Raw genomic sequence first — 15,737 nt, forward strand, 5'->3', positions numbered from 1 at the left:
TCGTCGGCAGCGTCAGTTGTGTATATGATACCGGTATAGGTGATCTGCCCGCCTTCGGTGATGTTGCCGGTGGCCGTCAGGCTCAGTCCGGTGCTGTCCACGGAATCGGTGATGGTGGTCACGGCCGGCGGGGTGTTCGGCACCAGGTTTTCGAAGTTGCCGCCGGTGGTGCCGGTGATGGTGGTGCTGACGGTGCTGCCATTGACATAAACGTCATTGGCCGGGGTCTCGACCACGACGCTACCGCTGGTCTTGCCCGCTTCGATGGTGATGACCGAGCCGTTGCTCAAGGTCACGGTCATCGGCGTGCCGGCCGGGTTGCTCAGGGTGGCGGTGTAGGTGATCTGCCCGCCTTCGGTGACGGTATTGCCGGCCGTCAGGGTGACCGTGGTGGAGTCGACGGTATCGGTGACCTGGGTCACGGCCGGGGTAGTCGGCGGCGTCACGGTGATACCGCTGCCGCCGCTGGTGCCGGTGACCGTTACTTCGATCTGGGTCGCGTCGTTATAAACAGTGTCGTTCGCAGCCAATGGCACGTTGACGTTGCCGGTGGTCGCGCCCGCGGGAATCACGATCACGGCGCCGTTGGACAACGTGACAGTCAGGTCGGTCAGCGGTGCCTGGGTCAGGGTTGCGGTGTACACCAGCACGCCCCCGGCCTCGGTGATGCTCGGCGTGGCACTGAGGCTGAGGACTGATTCACTCGGGGTATTGGCGTTGGCGTTGGCGTTGGCATTGGTGGTCTGGCCACTCGGGATTTCCAGGGCCGTTTGCCCGGCAGAGTTGATACCTGCGGTCGGGAAGCCAACGGTCGGATCGACGCGTCCAGCGGTGGCGTCGAGAACCACGAAGCTGTGACCGCCACCGACGGCACCAGCAGAACCTGCCGCCGTCGGCCCCGCAGCGGTGGCTTCAAGGTCTTTGGTCGGGTCGGCACCGGCGACAATGGCTTGTTGCAGCTCTTCTACCGATGGCGCGGCTTGCGCAGTGGCGGCTGCCAGATCAGTGCCGGAGTCCGGGGCGTCAGCGCTCCACTGGGTGTCACGGCCCAGATCGAGGGTGCGGCCATCGGCGAGTTCCAGGGACACGGCACCGGAAAGGCCAGTGTCGATCTGGTCGCCGGCAAACAGTTTGTCGCCTTCAACGAGAACACGGCGGACGCCCTCTGGGGACACCACGAAAACCTGACCGACAATGCTTTTGACTATGGCAACAACACTGCTCATTGAAGACTCTCCGGGGTGTCACGTTCAGTTGACTTCCATAGACCTGATGGCGCCTGCGCCGACCAGTCTGGACGTACATTGCAAAATGGATGCACGAGTTTGACGCAAAAATACGTCAATAATTTGGCTAGAATTTTTAGCTATTAACTTTATGCCAAACTATTGACCTTCTGCAGATCATCCTAAACAATCGCCCCAGTAATGTCACATTGATATTTCAGTGGTGACCCGTCCTCGGTATGTGATCCAGTTCCGCTTTTTGAACTTTCCGACATACGGTCATTCGGCTTGCGATCTTCCGACGCAGCACGTTCTTTTGCTGTGATTCAAGACAAGAAGTTCTGGGAAATTCCTACATGCGTTTGCCTTTGTTCATGGCTATACCTTTCGCCCTCGCCGCATCTTTTGTTCAGGCGCAATCCTTGCCAGAGGCCATGCAGCAAGCGTTGGATGTCCATCCTGAGGTCCAGGCAGGCGTCAACAGCCGATTGGCTGCGGACTATCAGCTGAAGGCTGCGAAAGGTGGATACCTGCCACGGGTTGACCTGCTGGGTGGTTACGGTCGTGAAGGCACCGATAGCGTGACGACCCGCGCGGACAGTAGCGGCAACAAGCACTGGGAAACCCTGAATCGCAGTGAGTCCAGTTTGCGTCTGACCCAAATGGTTTTTGACGGTTTCGCGACGTCCAGCGAAGTGGGGCGTCAACAAGCCGCCGTCAACTCCCGCGCCTACTCGCTGCTGAGTACTTCCGAGCGTACCGGGCTGACCGTGGCCCAGGTTTATCTCGACGTGCTGACCCGTCGCGAATTCGTACGTCTGGCCGAGGACAACCTCAAGAGTCACCAACGCATTTACGACCAGATCCAGCTGCGCACCCAGCGAGGTGTCGGCAGCGGCGCCGACCTCGATCAGGCGGAGGCGCGGATGGCCCAGGCGCGCAACAACCTGATCACCGAGCAGACCAACCTGGCTGACGCCGAAACCAACTACCTCTCCGCTGTCGGCCAGATGCCCGATCAACTGGAGCGCCCGGCGAGCTTCATGGCGCTGATGCCGGCCAATCTGAATGAAGCCCGCGCGCAGATGCTGGAAAACAGCCCGATCCTGCGCTCGGCCGAATCCGATATCGCCGCCGCCGAGAAGCAGTACGACACGGCCAAGTCGACGTTCTACCCACGCTTCGATGCTGAATTGGGTCGCACCGCGGACAACGATATTGATGGTCAGAACGGCCACGACAACGAATGGCAGGCCATGCTGCGCATGCGCTTCAACCTGTATTCCGGCGGCAGCAACAAGGCCGATCTGGAATCCAAGTCCTACCTGTCGAACCAGGCGCTGGACATCCGCAACAACGCCCTGCGCCAATTGAATGAAGAGTTGGGCCTGGCCTGGAACGCCCTGAACAACGCCAACGCGCAGGTGCCGATCGCCCAGCAATACGTCGATCACAGTACCGCCGTGCGGACCGCTTACCAGCGTCAGTTCAGCCTCGGCGAGCGCACCCTGCTCGATTTGCTCGACAGTGAGAACGAACTGTTTACCTCCTCTCATCGTCTGGCGGAGATCAAGAACACTCAGTTATTTACTCAGTACCGTATCAAGGCGACCATGGGCGAATTGCTCAAAAGCCAGGGAGTGGTCGCACCATTGGCATCCGTTGTGCAGAACGACGTGAAGCCCAAGGTTCAATTGCCCGGTATGAATTGAGCGGGACCTTCGTTGTTCAATTGTTAGCCAAGAGTGCCGAGCGTGGAATCAGAAGTCAGTCGGGTTCAACTCATTCATGATCCGCGCGCGTTGCATGACGATCCGTTGCTGGATGGTCTGCTCGCTCTTTGCATGCTGCACCAAAAGCCTGCCAGCGCGGCAATGCTGACCACGGGTCTGCCGCTGCCCGAGCAACGCCTGAGTGTCGACTTGCTGCCTCGCGCGGCCGCTCGCGCGGGGCTGCAAGGTCGGGTGCTGCAACGCAAGCTGGAGGATATTCCGGCGATTGCCATGCCGGCCTTGTTGTTGCTCAAGGACGGTCGCAGTGCCGTCCTGCTTGGCTGGCAAGGCGAAGATCAGGTGCGGGTGCTGCTCAGCGAAAGCGATGGCGGCGAGTCCCTGGTCACTCGTGAGCTGCTGGTCGACGACTACACCGGCAAGGTCTTTTTCGCCCAGCCGCAGCACAAATTCGACGTCAATCACGGCACGCTGATTCCGCGTGCGCGCTCGTGGTTTCGCGACACCCTCAAGCGTTCGCGCTGGTTGTATGCCGACGCCATTGCCGCCAGTTTTCTGATCAACATCATCGCCATGGCCGCGCCGTTGTTCGTGATGAACGTCTACGATCGTGTCGTGCCGAACCAGGCCGAAGCAACGTTATGGGTGCTGGCACTCGGCATAACGGGCGCCTATCTCTTCGACCTTATCCTGAAAAGCCTGCGCAGCCTGTGCCTGGATCTGGCCGGCAAGAAAACCGACCTGATCATCTCGGCCACGCTGTTCGAGCGCATCGTCGGCATGTCCATGAAATACCGGCCGGCGCGGGTCGGCAGCTTTGCCCAGAACATCCATGAATTCCAGAGCCTGCGGGACTTCCTCGCCTCGCTGACCCTCACCAGCCTGATCGACCTGCCGTTCACCCTCCTGATTTTCATCGTCATCGCGATCCTCGGCGGGCATCTGGTGTGGATACCGGTGCTGGCATTCCCGATTGCCCTGGCCATCGGCTATGCCTTGCAGAAACCCCTGGTAGCAACCATGGAGCGGACCATGGCGCTGGGGGCCGAGCGTCAGTCGAGCCTGATCGAAACCCTGGCCGGCCTGGATGCGGTGAAGGTCAACAACGCCGAAAGCGAACGCCAGTACCAGTGGGAACAGACCATCGGCACCCTCAGTCGCCTTGAGTTGCGGGTGAAAATGCTCTCCGGCCTGGCAATGAACATCACCTTGCTGATCCAGCAACTGGCCGGGGTGATCATGATCGTCTTCGGCGTGTACCAGATCATCGACGGCCACCTGAGCATGGGCGGCCTGATTGCCTGCTACATGCTCAGTGGCCGAGCGCTCAGCCCGCTGGCGTCACTGTCCGGGTTGTTGACCCGTTATCAGCAGGCGCGGGTGACCATGACCTCGGTCGACCAGATGATGGAGCTGCCCCAGGAGCGCAATTTCGAAGAGCGTCCGCTCAGCCGCAAGGTGCTGCAAGGCGGCATTGAGTGCCGTCAGCTCAACTTCACCTACCCGCAACAGCAGAACCTGGCGCTGAAGAACATCAACCTGTCGATTCGTCCCGGCGAGAAGGTCGGCATCATTGGCCGAAGCGGTTCGGGCAAGAGCTCGCTGGCGAAATTGCTGGTGGGGCTGTATCAGCCGGATGATGGCTCGTTGTTGGTCGATGGTGTGGATATTCGCCAGATCGACGTCAGCGAGCTGCGCTACAACATCGGCTACGTGCCCCAGGACATTCAGTTGCTCGCCGGCACCTTGCGCGACAACCTGGTTTCCGGTGCGCGGTATGTCGAGGATGAACTGGTGCTGCAAGCCGCAGAACTGGCCGGCGTCCATGAGTACGCGCGCTTGCATCCGCAGGGCTATGAGCTGCAAGTGGGCGAGCGCGGGCAGAACCTTTCCGGTGGTCAACGGCAGAACGTCGCCCTGGCCCGTGCGCTGTTGCTCAATCCGCCGATCCTGCTACTCGACGAGCCGACCAGCGCCATGGACAACACCGGCGAAGAACGCCTCAAGCAGCGCCTGGCGGCGGTGATCGAAAACAAGACCATGGTGCTGGTGACGCACCGGGCATCGCTGTTGTCGCTGGTCGATCGACTGATCGTGATCGACCGCGGGCAGATACTCGCCGACGGCTCGAAAGCCGCGGTGATGGAAGCGTTGAAGAAGGGGCAGATCAGTGTTGCTTAAGTCGGGTAAGGATTCGATCCGTCGCTACTTCAAAGGCACTGCTTCGCTGCAGGGCCAGCCGCTGCCGGAGGTCAATAAGGCACTGATCGAGGATGCGCCGCGAGTGGTGCGGCTGACGATCTGGGCGATCATCGCTTTCTTTGTATTCCTGATGCTCTGGGCCAACTTCGCGGTCATCGACGAAGTGACCAAGGGCGACGGCAAGGCGATTCCATCGTCGAAAATCCAGAAAATCCAGAACCTTGAAGGCGGTATCGTTGCCGAGCTGTTCGTCAAGGAAGGCCAGATCGTCGAGGCCGGCGCACCGCTGATTCGCCTGGACGACACGCGATTTGCTTCGAACGTCGGCGAAACCGAGGCCGATCGGTTGTCGATGCTGCTGCGGGTCGAACGTCTGAGCGCCGAGGTCGAAGATCGCCCGCTGAACTTCCCCGAAGATGTACTCAAGGCCGTGCCGGGTCAGGCCAAGAACGAAGAATCGCTCTATATAAGCCGCCGCCAACAGTTGCACGACGAGATTGGCGGCTTGCAGGAGCAGTTGATCCAGCGCCAGCAGGAGCTGCGCGAATTCACGTCCAAGCAGGCACAGTATCGCCAGCAATTGGGCTTCCAGCGTCAGGAAATCAGCATGTCCGAGCCGTTGGTGGCCCAGGGCGCGGTATCGCCGGTGGAAGTCCTGCGCCTCAGGCGTGCCGAAGCGGAGACCCGTGGTCAGCTCGACGCTACCACCCTGGCCATTCCGCGTGCTGAATCGGCAATCAAGGAAGTGCAGCGCAAGGTCGATGAAACCCGTGGCAAATTCCGTAGCGAAGCCCTGACCCAACTCAACGAAGCACGCACCGATCTGAACAAGGCCCAGGCCACCGGCAAGGCCCTGGAAGACCGGGTCAGCCGGACGCTGGTCACTTCGCCGGTGCGGGGTATCGTCAACAAGTTGCTGGTCAATACCATCGGCGGGGTTATCCAGCCAGGCAGCGACATGGTGGAAATCGTGCCGCTGGACGACACCTTGCTGGTCGAGGCGAAGATCCGCCCGCAGGACATCGCGTTCCTGCATCCGGGGCAGGAAGCGACGGTGAAATTCACCGCCTATGACTACACCATCTACGGCGGGTTGAAGGCCAGGCTGGAGCAGATCGGCGCCGACACCATTACCGACGAAGACAAAAAAACCACCTACTACATCATCAAGCTGCGCACCGACCGCAGCCACTTGGGCACCGATGAAAAACCGTTGCTGATCATTCCGGGGATGGTGGCTTCCGTGGACATCATCACCGGCAAGAAGACCGTGCTGAGCTACCTGCTCAAGCCGATCATCCGCGCGCGAGCCGAGGCGCTGCACGAGCGCTAGATCTTCAGTGGCCTTTCTGGCCTCATCGCTGGCAAGCCAGCTCCCACAGGGTTCTCTGCTGGAACACAAATATGTGCCCGACACAAAAACCTGTGGGAGCGGGCTTGCCCGCGATGGCGTCAGTCAAAACACCTCAACCCTGTGAGTAAGTGACAAATTACGTCACTCAGCCATCCACTCGCCGCCTTCTCAATCGCCATAACGTTATTCGTTAACGGTATTTAAATTTAAATTCTTATATCTATAAAGTCAGTCTCCTGCGTACCTGCCGACCAATCGGCGCGCCGCACGACACGAACCAACACGGGACCTCCGTGAGTTTCTGATCGACGCGCGCGCCTCTGAGCGTGCCGTGCGTGGGAGTGATTTATGTCTGCAGCTTCAGCTTCGCCAAGCATCGCGCCACAATTCTTTGAGGTCCGCCCGTTCAGCGGAGCGGTGGGCGCCGAGATCATCGGTCTCGACCTGTCCCGTCCGATCAATGATCAGGACTTCGCGCGTATTCACCGCGCGCACCTGGATCATCACGTGGTGGTGTTCCGCGACCAGCGCATAACCCCTGAGCAACAGATCGATTTCAGTCGTCGTTTTGGCGTGTTGCAGATCCACGTGCTCAAGCAGTTCCTGCTGGCAGGGCATCCGGAAATCCTCATCGTTTCCAACATCGTCGAAAACGGCCAGAACATTGGCCTGGGCGACGCCGGCAAGTTCTGGCACTCCGATCTTTCTTATAAGGCGCTGCCGAGCCTGGGCTCGATGCTGCATGCCCGGGAGCTGCCGTCAGAAGGCGGCGACACATTGTTCGCCGACATGCACAAAGCCTGGGACAACCTGCCGCTCGCGCTGCGCAAAGCGGTGGAAGGTCGCTCGGCGGCGCACTCCTACACGGCGCGTTACAGCGAGACCAAATTCGAAGGCAGCTGGCGCCCGACCCTGACCCCGGAACAGCTCGCCCAGGTCGCCGAAGTGGTGCACCCGGTCGTGCGTACCCACCCGGAAAACGGTCGCAAGGCACTGTTCGTCAGCGAAGGGTTCACCACCCGTATCGTTGGCCTGCCGGACGACGAGAGCCAACAACTGCTGACCGAACTCTACGCTCACAGCGTGCTACCGCAAAACATCTATCGCCATCAATGGCAGCCCCAAGACCTGGTGTTCTGGGACAACCGTTCGCTGATCCACCTCGCCGCCGGATGCCCCAGCCATCTGCGCCGCAAGCTGTATCGCACCACCATCCAGGGCGACGCGCCTTTCTGATTTGTCGGAGATTTGATCATGTCCAAACGTCTTCCATTCGCTCCGCTGGCCGCGGCCATCGGCCTGGGTTTCAGCCTGATCGCCAGCAGCCTGGTGGCGCCGACCGTGGCCCACGCCGAAGGTGAAATCCGCATTGCCGAACAGTTCGGCATCGTTTACTTGCTGCTCAATGTGGTGCGCGATCAGAACCTGATCGAGAAATACGGCAAGCAGGAAGGTATCGACATCAAGGTCGACTGGACCCAGCTCTCCGGCGGCGCGGCGGTCAACGATGCGTTGCTGTCGGGTTCGATCGACATTGCCGGCGCCGGTGTCGGCCCGCTGCTGACTATCTGGGATCGCACCCACGGTAAGCAGAACGTAAAAGCCGTGGCTTCCCTGGGCAACTTCCCGTACTACCTGGTGAGCAATAATCCCAAGGTCAGAACCATCGCCGACTTCACCGAAAAGGACCGTATCGCGGTACCGGCGGTGGGCGTGTCGGTGCAGTCGCGCTTCCTGCAATACGCGGCGGCCAAACAGTGGGGTGACAAGGACTTCAATCGCCTCGACAAGTACACCATCGCCGTTCCGCACCCCGACGCGACAGCGGCGCTGGTGGCCGGCGGCACCGAGCTGAGCGGGCACTTTTCCAATCCGCCGTTCCAGGATCAGGAACTGGCCAATCCCAATGTGCACGTGGTGCTGAACACCTATGACCTGCTCGGCCCGAACTCGCCGACGGTGCTGTTCGCCACCGAGAAATTCCGCAATGAGAACCCGAAAACCTACAAGGCATTCATTGATGCGCTGATCGAAGCGGCGCAATTCGCGCAGAACGACAAGGGCGCGGCAGCCGACACTTATATCCGCGTTACCAAGGCCAAAATCGATCGCGCCGCGTTGCTGAAAATCATCGACAACCCGCAGTTCGAATTCAGCGTCACGCCGAAAAACACCTACCCGCTGGCGGAGTTCCTCTACCGCGTTGGCGCGATCAAAAACAAACCGGATTCGTGGAAGGACTACTTCTTCCAGGACGCCAAGCCGCTGCAAGGGAGCTGACCGAAATGAACGCCCCTTTGCAAGGCCACACGGTCAGCAAACCGATCGCGGCAGCCCAGGCGCTGCTGTCGGTCGATAACGTCAGCCTCGAATACCGCACGACGCAGCGGGTGGTGCGGGCGACCCATCAAGTCAGTTTCCAGATCGATCCGGCGGACCGTTTTGTTCTGCTCGGGCCATCCGGTTGTGGCAAGTCGACGTTGCTCAAGGCTGCCGCCGGCTTCATCCAGCCCGTGGAAGGCGAGATCCGTCTGCAAGGCCAGCGCGTCGATGCGCCGGGGCCGGACCGGATCGTGGTGTTCCAGGAGTTCGATCAACTGCCGCCGTGGAAAACCGTCAAGCAGAACGTGATGTTCCCGCTGCTGGCCTCGAAAACCCTCAAGCGCAAAGAGGCCGAAGAGCGGGCGTTGCATTATCTGGAGAAGGTCGGTCTGGCGGCGTTTGCCGATGCTTATCCGCATACCCTGTCGGGCGGGATGAAGGCGCGGGTTGCTATTGCCCGGGCACTGGCTATGCAGCCGAAAATCCTCCTCATGGACGAACCCTTCGCCGCCCTCGATGCCCTGACCCGACGCAAGATGCAGGAAGAATTATTGCTGCTCTGGGAGGAAGTGCGTTTCACGCTGCTGTTCGTCACGCACTCCATCGAAGAAGCGCTGGTGGTGGGCAACCGCATCCTGTTGCTGTCTCCGCATCCGGGGCGGGTGAGGGCGGAAGTCCACAGCCATCAATACGATTTGCACAGCCTCGGCGGTGTGGCGTTTCAGGAATCGGCACGGCGCATCCATCGGCTGCTGTTCGACGAAGGCCAGCCGACCCAAGCCGATCATGAGCTGGATTTCGCCGACATCCGCATCGCTTATTGAGCCAGTTGAAAGGAGGGCCCGATGAGCCATTTATCATCCCAGCGTGAAGAGTTCGAAACGGTTTTGCAGCCACTGACCAGCGTGCCGCTGGAGCGTGAATTACCCCTCGGCCAACGTCTGTGGCAGCAAGGTTGGCTACGTAAGAGCCTGATCCTGATTTTGCTCGCAGTGCTTTGGGAAGCAATTGCCCGGTATCAAAACAACGACCTGCTGCTGCCGGGTTTTGTGCAAACCGCACACGCCTTGTACGACGGCCTGCTCAGCGGTGAATTGCTGGGCAAGGTGTGGATATCTCTGGTGGTGTTGCTCAAGGGGTACCTGATCGGCATCGGCCTGGCGTTTGCCCTGACCACACTGGCGGTGTCGACGCAATTTGGTCGCGATTTGCTCAGTACCCTGACCTCGATGTTCAACCCCTTGCCGGCCATCGCCCTGTTGCCGCTGGCGCTGCTGTGGTTTGGACTGGGCCAGAACAGCCTGATTTTCGTGCTGGTGCATTCGGTACTCTGGGCGCTGGCGCTGAACACCTACGCCGGCTTCCTCGGCGTCTCGGAAACCCTGCGCATGGCCGGGCGCAACTACGGTCTCAAGGGCATGCGCTTCGTGCTGTTCATCCTGATTCCAGCGGCGCTGCCGTCGATCCTCGCCGGCCTGAAAATCGGCTGGGCGTTTGCCTGGCGGACGTTGATTGCTGCTGAGCTGGTGTTTGGCGCTACCAGCGGGAAGGGCGGGTTGGGCTGGTACATCTTTCAGAATCGCAATGAGCTGTATACCGACAAGGTGTTTGCCGGGTTGGCGGTGGTGATTCTGATTGGGTTGCTGGTGGAGAATCTGGTGTTTGATTCGTTGGAGCGGGTGACGGTTAGGCGGTGGGGGATGGTGCGTTAGGGAACGCCGAATGTTTGGACGACATATTGGTAATGAGCCCATTGAGCAAGGCGATCAGCGTTTCTATTTTTTCGTTACCCAGTAATTGAACGACGAGCCGTCACTTCTACGTATAAGCGTCACAAGCACTGGCCTGGGAGAGCGAGAAGAGCTTGAGCTGGAACTGGAACTCCAGTCACTCGGTCCAGAGCTGTCGAACGATGATGATCGCGAACTCGGAGGAGATGTTGGAAGATAGGCGCCGCCAGCGGGGCCGTTATTGGTCGCTGCGCTTGGTGGGCCGCTAGGCGGTGCACCACCTAAAAGCCTCTCGTGTACGAGGGTTGGCTCCGTTGGGGTTGAACCATTGAATAGAGTTCTCGGTTGGTCAAAAGAACTCGATCGCTGCGGTAAGTGGCCACGAGCGCTTGAGTTGGAGCCCATAGCCCAGCCACCGTCTCCGCTTCTTCCGAAGGGAGTTGTTGATCTATTACCAAGAGCGGTCAATCCGCCCAACGCCGCTCCGTCTGCGTATCCAGGTCGACTAAGACTCTCCGAGGCAACGCTGGTCATCCGCGCACCCTCGCTTATTATGTCTCCTCTTGGGCCGGGTGCCGCCGCTACAGGACCACCCGCTATCATTAACCCCGTGAATTCACCCGTTTTTTCAGGAGACATTGGACCAAAATCCGCTAATGGTCTGCCTGACCCTGTAGCTCCGGGGCCGCCAAATAGAAAATCGTAGCCGCGCGAAAAGAGTTTTCCCACCCTGCTATGTCCCGTCGGATCCGAAGCATTCACCGGATCCCCCACGCAATACATATACGCATTCAACCCACCCCGTCCAAACGGACTCCAACTGTCCGGGCTATGAAAGCGCATCAGGCAGGGGTTGTAGGCGCGGTAGCCGTTACCCAGCAAATACCATCCGATCTTTTCTTCGCGCAATTGGCCATTGAACCCCAGTCGTGTCTCGACTTTCTGCTGCGCGGACCGCTCGCCGTAGGCGGAGTAGCCGAGGGTGTGGGCCTGGCCATCGACGATTTCACCAATGATGGACTGACTGCGGTCGGTTGCCAGCAGTATTACCCGTGGCTCGCTGCGGTTGTTTGGATCAACAGGTTTGGCGTGACTCATACCGGGATCTTCGCGGAAGTGGAGCAGACCTTGAGTTTTACTCGCTTGAGCCCAACTTGATAACTATCAGAACTGATAGTGGTGTGAGTTGTTTCTATGGGCTAGCGCATGGAGGTGGTGACGGATCCACCGCTTTCGCGAGCAGGCTCGCTCCTACATTGGTTCTTTGTCGTACACAAATTTTGCGACCACCTTGGATCTCCTGTGGCGAGCCGTTGGGTGGTGGTTGGGAGTCGGTGTATCCCGTGGCGCAGACGGCGCAACGCTGACGGTGCCGCCGCCGGCTATCGCTCCATTACCGGGTCAGCATCGACGTTGCTCGGCTTGAAGGGCTAAAGTGATGCACAAACAATCTGGCTCTTCACACAATGTCGCAAGGGGAGGCAATGGAGGCGCGCAGAGAAACGCCGATGGGCGACACTCAGGGACCGCATGCCAATCCTGGTTTTGCCAGGGGCGCGCAACCGTTGATCCGCTGGGCGCGAGAGCATTGGCTGGTGCCGATTCTGGTATTGGCCGCGCTGGTGCGCTTTTACGATCTGACCGCTGCCGCGATTTGGGGCGACGAGGGTTCCAGCCTGCTGCTGGCCCGTTATTCATTACCTGACATCTGGGTACACGCCGCCTACGACGTGCACCCGCCCCTGTACTTCATGCTGCTGCACGGCTGGATCGCGATGTTTGGCGACGGCATATTGTCGATCCGTTGCCTCAGTGCCCTGCCGGGGATTGCCTCGGTCGGGCTCGGTGTGTGGCTGGTCGATCAGCTCGCCACCCGCCGTGCTGCAATCTTCGCCGGCTTCCTGCTGGCCCTGCTGCCCACGGCGGTGCGCTACAGCCAGGAAGTGCGAATGTATTCGCTGCTGGGGCTGTGGTTGCTGGGGGCAACCATTGCGCTGGTGTACTGGATCCGCAAGCCGCAGCGCCGGCGCTATCTGGTGATCTATGTCGTGCTGATGAGCGCGGCGTTTTACACCCATTACTTCACGGCCCTTTGCGTGCTCTGCCATTGGCTGTATCTGGGGATCATCCGTGTGCAGCCGGGTCATCGCCTGCGACACATCCAGCGGGGTGACTGGTGGCTGGCCAATGTGGCTATCGTGGCGCTGTATCTGCCGTGGCTACCGGGGTTTGTCGACCTGCTACGCCACCTGGACCAGTTGAAGGCCAATGGCGATGTTGGCTGGGAATTGCCCGTCAGCCTGGATTCCTTGCCGTCGATGGTCTGGTCGTTGCTGACCCAGGACGACGGAGAAACCCTGCCGCCACTGGTATTTATTGCCTTGCCGCTGACCTTGCCGGTGTTGGCGTGGGTGGCGCTGGCGCGTGATCGCAGTGTGTTCCGTGGCAGCGCGTTGCTCGCGGTCTACACCTTTGTCCCGATGCTGCTGGTGTTTGCGGTGTCGTTTTTTTCGCCGATATTCATCGAGCGCTACCTCACCGCGTATGCCCTTGGCCTGCCGCTGTTGGCGGCATTGGCAATCGACCGCTTGTACTCCGGTTCCCGGGTGCTGGCCATGACGGTGCTGGTCCTGTTTGTCGGTGTTGAACTGGTGGGCCTGAAAAATAACGCGACAGTGGACGTCCATGATCAGGTCAATGTCCTGGTGGAAGACGTCAACCTGCATTTTCAGCCGGGGGACCGGATCGTCACCAGTGACATGCTCTGGTACTTGAGTTACGTCTACTACAACCGCACCAGTACCCAGCCCCTGCTCTACACACCGCCACGGGCCGATGGCACTTCGAGCCGGCCGAACGACTATGGTTTCGGTACCTTGACGATGCCAGACGTGTACCTGGACCACTTGAGCGACCTGCCCAAGGGCACGGGACGAACCTGGCTGATCAGTACCGCCGACGTACCTGACGAGTTCGCACCGTTGCCGGCGCAATGGCATATCGCTCGTCAGATGAAGGCTGGTGGTGTTGCCGCGAGGTTGTACCTGTCTGGCAATACCGGACAATGAGTGGCGTCATCGCAACCTTCAGGGTTTCGACGACAAGTCCGCCATGCCCTTGAGCAACTCGATCGGCAGTGGAAAGACGATGGTCGAGCTCTTGTCGCCGGCAATCGAACTCAGGGTCTGCATGTAGCGCAGCTGCATGGCCCCCGGTTGGCGGCCAAGCATTTCGGCGGCCTGCATGAGTTTTTCCGAGGCCTGCAATTCGCCTTCGGCGTGGATCACCTTGGCTCGCCGTTCCCGTTCGGCTTCAGCCTGCTTGGCGATGGCGCGGATCATCGATTCGTTGAGGTCCACGTGTTTGATCTCGACGTTGGCGACCTTGATGCCCCAGGCGTCGGTCTGGGCGTCGAGTACTTGCTGGATGTCCAGGTTCAACCGTTCGCGTTCGGCCAGCAGTTCGTCCAGTTCGTGTTTACCCAGCACCGCCCGCAGCGTGGTCTGCGCCAGTTGGCTGGTGGCCATCAGAAAGTCTTCAACCTGGATGATTGCCTTTTGCGGATCGAGCACGCGGAAATACAGCACCGCGTTGACCTTGACCGACACGTTGTCGCGGGTGATCACGTCTTGCGGCGGCACGTCCAGCACTACGGTGCGCAAATCGACCCTGACCATTTGCTGGACCACCGGAATCAGCAGGATCAGACCAGGGCCCTTGACCTGCCAGAAGCGCCCGAGCTGGAACACCACGCCGCGCTCGTACTCGCGCAGGATGCGAAACGTCGACCCCGCCAGTGCGATGAGCAACAGCAGGAGCGCGACAAGACCCAATTGCAAACCCATGACTATTCTCCACCCGGCGCCGCGTCAGCCGCGGCCACTTGCAGCAGCAAACCCTTGCGCCCCACCACTCGCACCCGTTGCCCGGGCTGCAGCGGTGTCGCGCTGAGCACTTGCCATCGTTCTCCTTGCAGATGCACCCAGCCGCCATAGGCGTTGCCGAGCTGCACTGACGTGACTGGCGTTTCGCTGCCGACCAGCCCGGCATCACCGCTGACGGTGTGGCGCGGTCGGGTCTTCAGGGCGTGAAACACCAGGTAGATCAGCAACAGCGCGCTGACCAGTCCCAGGCCGATCATTAGCGGCTCGGGCACATCGGTATTGGTCAGGATCACCGCGCCGATCACGAACATCACGATGCCGCCCAGGCCGATCACACCGTAATTGGGCAGTGCCGCCTCGGCGATCAGAAACGCGAGGCCGAAGGTGATCAGCCAGATCCCGAGGGGGTTGGGCACCAGCAATACAACCGTGTCGGCGGCCCAGGTCGATCCGCTCAACGCCAACAGCAGCGCAATGGCACAACAGCGCAAGTTCACTTGACCCTCCGAGAGAGTCTTGGGGTGGCTCTGAACACAGTTTAGTTGAGCCTTGGCCGGTATGAATTTTGCTCAATTTTCGTCGACATCCGATGGGCGGATTTCCCGCCGGAACACGTCATCGGGCCTAGACTTTCAGTACCGAAAGAATTGTTAACCAGCGTCCGCCAGCGATTGTTGCGGACACCGAGGTGCATCATGCGTATGGCAAGAACCGTGCAGCGAAGTCTGGAAAAGGCTCAATGCAACTACGACATCGTCAGCCACCCACACTCGGCCAGCAGCCTCGAAACGGCACGGGTCGCAGGTATTCCTGCCGAACGGGTGGCAAAATCGGTGATCCTCGACGATCACCATGGGCATTACCTGATGGCCGTGCTGCCCGCCAGCCGTCACCTTGACCTGAGCAAAGTCCGCAGTAGCGGTGAGTGGCAGGTGTCTCGCGAAAGCAACCTGGCGCACCTGTTCGACGATTGCGAACGCGGCGCCGTACCGGCGCTGGGTGAGTCCTATGGGTTGGAGGTGGTCATCGATCCGCTGCTGACCCGGCAGAAAGACATCTATCTGGAGGCCGGCAATCACGTCAACCTGGTGCGCATGGACATGCCCGAGTTTCTGAAAATGGTGCCGCATGCCGAAGTGCGGGAGTTGAGTCATTGAGTTTTGTTTCGTCAATGCTGACGTCATCGCGAGCAGGCTCGCTCCCACAGGTTTTGTGATCGACTCAGAACCGTGTGGGAGCGAGCCTGCTCGCGATGACCGCGCAGCGGTCCCTTAATCAGTTCACAGGAG

At 59.9% G+C, this 15,737-nt stretch carries 14 protein-coding genes; 10 read left to right on the plus strand and 4 right to left on the minus strand.

What is annotated here, in order from left to right; all coding sequences use genetic code 11:
• On the minus strand, positions 1-1,226 hold a 1,226-nt coding region (locus AC1DRN_RS11485; RefSeq protein WP_477786718.1), incomplete at its 3' end, for a retention module-containing protein.
• 356 nt (positions 1,227-1,582) lie between these two features.
• Between AC1DRN_RS11485 and AC1DRN_RS11490 the strand changes: the two genes are divergently transcribed.
• The 7 genes from AC1DRN_RS11490 (at position 1,583) to AC1DRN_RS11520 (ending at position 10,546) form a co-directional block, all read left to right on the plus strand.
• Entirely contained in the window at positions 1,583-2,938 is a 1,356-nt protein-coding gene (locus AC1DRN_RS11490; protein WP_223463950.1) for a TolC family outer membrane protein, read from the plus strand.
• A 42-nt stretch (positions 2,939-2,980) separates the two neighbouring features.
• A complete protein-coding gene (locus AC1DRN_RS11495; RefSeq protein WP_223463945.1) occupies positions 2,981-5,137 on the plus strand; it encodes a type I secretion system permease/ATPase in 2,157 nt (718 codons plus the stop codon).
• Positions 5,127-6,491, plus strand: a complete 1,365-nt coding sequence (locus AC1DRN_RS11500; RefSeq protein ID WP_218429516.1) for an HlyD family type I secretion periplasmic adaptor subunit — start codon at positions 5,127-5,129, stop codon at positions 6,489-6,491. The genes AC1DRN_RS11495 and AC1DRN_RS11500 overlap by 11 nt, the downstream gene beginning before the upstream one ends.
• Before the next feature lie 369 nt (positions 6,492-6,860).
• Positions 6,861-7,748 carry a TauD/TfdA dioxygenase family protein gene (locus tag AC1DRN_RS11505; RefSeq protein WP_223463940.1) on the plus strand — a complete coding sequence of 296 codons (888 nt, stop codon included), beginning with the start codon at positions 6,861-6,863 and terminating at the stop codon, positions 7,746-7,748.
• An 18-nt stretch (positions 7,749-7,766) separates the two neighbouring features.
• The gene (locus AC1DRN_RS11510) at positions 7,767-8,792 is read left to right on the plus strand and encodes an ABC transporter substrate-binding protein (RefSeq protein WP_223463939.1); all 1,026 of its coding nucleotides are present in this window, start codon (positions 7,767-7,769) and stop codon (positions 8,790-8,792) included.
• A 5-nt stretch (positions 8,793-8,797) separates the two neighbouring features.
• Complete coding sequence (locus AC1DRN_RS11515; protein WP_223463938.1) at positions 8,798-9,658, plus strand: ABC transporter ATP-binding protein; 861 nt, start codon at positions 8,798-8,800, stop codon at positions 9,656-9,658.
• A 21-nt stretch (positions 9,659-9,679) separates the two neighbouring features.
• Positions 9,680-10,546, plus strand: coding sequence for an ABC transporter permease (locus AC1DRN_RS11520; protein WP_457265714.1), 867 nt, complete (start codon positions 9,680-9,682; stop codon positions 10,544-10,546).
• Positions 10,547-10,609: 63 nt separating this feature from the next.
• Here AC1DRN_RS11520 and AC1DRN_RS11525 read toward each other — a convergent pair whose 3' ends face one another.
• On the minus strand, positions 10,610-11,491 hold the full coding sequence (locus AC1DRN_RS11525; RefSeq protein ID WP_223463275.1) for an RHS repeat-associated core domain-containing protein: 882 nt from the start codon (positions 11,489-11,491) through the stop codon (positions 10,610-10,612).
• Here AC1DRN_RS11525 and AC1DRN_RS11530 point away from each other — a divergent pair.
• Both AC1DRN_RS11530 and AC1DRN_RS11535 read left to right on the plus strand, forming a co-directional pair.
• Positions 11,396-11,722, plus strand: a complete 327-nt coding sequence (locus AC1DRN_RS11530) for a hypothetical protein (RefSeq protein ID WP_223463276.1) — start codon at positions 11,396-11,398, stop codon at positions 11,720-11,722. The two genes, AC1DRN_RS11525 and AC1DRN_RS11530, sit on opposite strands and share 96 nt — an antisense overlap.
• Before the next feature lie 326 nt (positions 11,723-12,048).
• Positions 12,049-13,632 carry a glycosyltransferase family 39 protein gene (locus AC1DRN_RS11535; RefSeq protein WP_223463241.1) on the plus strand — a complete coding sequence of 528 codons (1,584 nt, stop codon included), beginning with the start codon at positions 12,049-12,051 and terminating at the stop codon, positions 13,630-13,632.
• 18 nt (positions 13,633-13,650) lie between these two features.
• On the opposite strand, the gene AC1DRN_RS11540 is transcribed toward AC1DRN_RS11535, so the two are convergent.
• The gene (locus tag AC1DRN_RS11540; RefSeq protein ID WP_108219769.1) at positions 13,651-14,409 is read right to left on the minus strand and encodes a slipin family protein; all 759 of its coding nucleotides are present in this window, start codon (positions 14,407-14,409) and stop codon (positions 13,651-13,653) included.
• Positions 14,410-14,411: 2 nt separating this feature from the next.
• Positions 14,412-14,945: an NfeD family protein gene (locus AC1DRN_RS11545; protein WP_223463242.1), complete on the minus strand. Its 534-nt coding sequence runs from the start codon at positions 14,943-14,945 to the stop codon at positions 14,412-14,414.
• Between the two features lie 198 nt (positions 14,946-15,143).
• On the opposite strand from AC1DRN_RS11545, the gene AC1DRN_RS11550 reads away from it, so the two are divergent.
• A complete protein-coding gene (locus tag AC1DRN_RS11550) occupies positions 15,144-15,605 on the plus strand; it encodes an aminoacyl-tRNA deacylase (protein ID WP_108219767.1) in 462 nt (153 codons plus the stop codon).
• Positions 15,606-15,737: the final 132 nt, after the last annotated feature.

Source organism: Pseudomonas sp. P5_B3, from assembly GCF_056400405.1.

Coding starts and splice junctions, on each gene's coding strand:
- AC1DRN_RS11530 (WP_223463276.1), top strand. CDS start 11,396: ATGAAAGCGCATCAGGCAGGGGTTGTAGGCGCGGTAGCCGTTACCCAG.
- AC1DRN_RS11550 (WP_108219767.1), top strand. CDS start 15,144: ATGCGTATGGCAAGAACCGTGCAGCGAAGTCTGGAAAAGGCTCAATGC.
- AC1DRN_RS11515 (WP_223463938.1), top strand. CDS start 8,798: ATGAACGCCCCTTTGCAAGGCCACACGGTCAGCAAACCGATCGCGGCA.
- AC1DRN_RS11540 (WP_108219769.1), bottom strand. CDS start 14,409: ATGGGTTTGCAATTGGGTCTTGTCGCGCTCCTGCTGTTGCTCATCGCA.
- AC1DRN_RS11535 (WP_223463241.1), top strand. CDS start 12,049: ATGGAGGCGCGCAGAGAAACGCCGATGGGCGACACTCAGGGACCGCAT.
- AC1DRN_RS11490 (WP_223463950.1), top strand. CDS start 1,583: ATGCGTTTGCCTTTGTTCATGGCTATACCTTTCGCCCTCGCCGCATCT.
- AC1DRN_RS11510 (WP_223463939.1), top strand. CDS start 7,767: ATGTCCAAACGTCTTCCATTCGCTCCGCTGGCCGCGGCCATCGGCCTG.
- AC1DRN_RS11505 (WP_223463940.1), top strand. CDS start 6,861: ATGTCTGCAGCTTCAGCTTCGCCAAGCATCGCGCCACAATTCTTTGAG.
- AC1DRN_RS11520 (WP_457265714.1), top strand. CDS start 9,680: ATGAGCCATTTATCATCCCAGCGTGAAGAGTTCGAAACGGTTTTGCAG.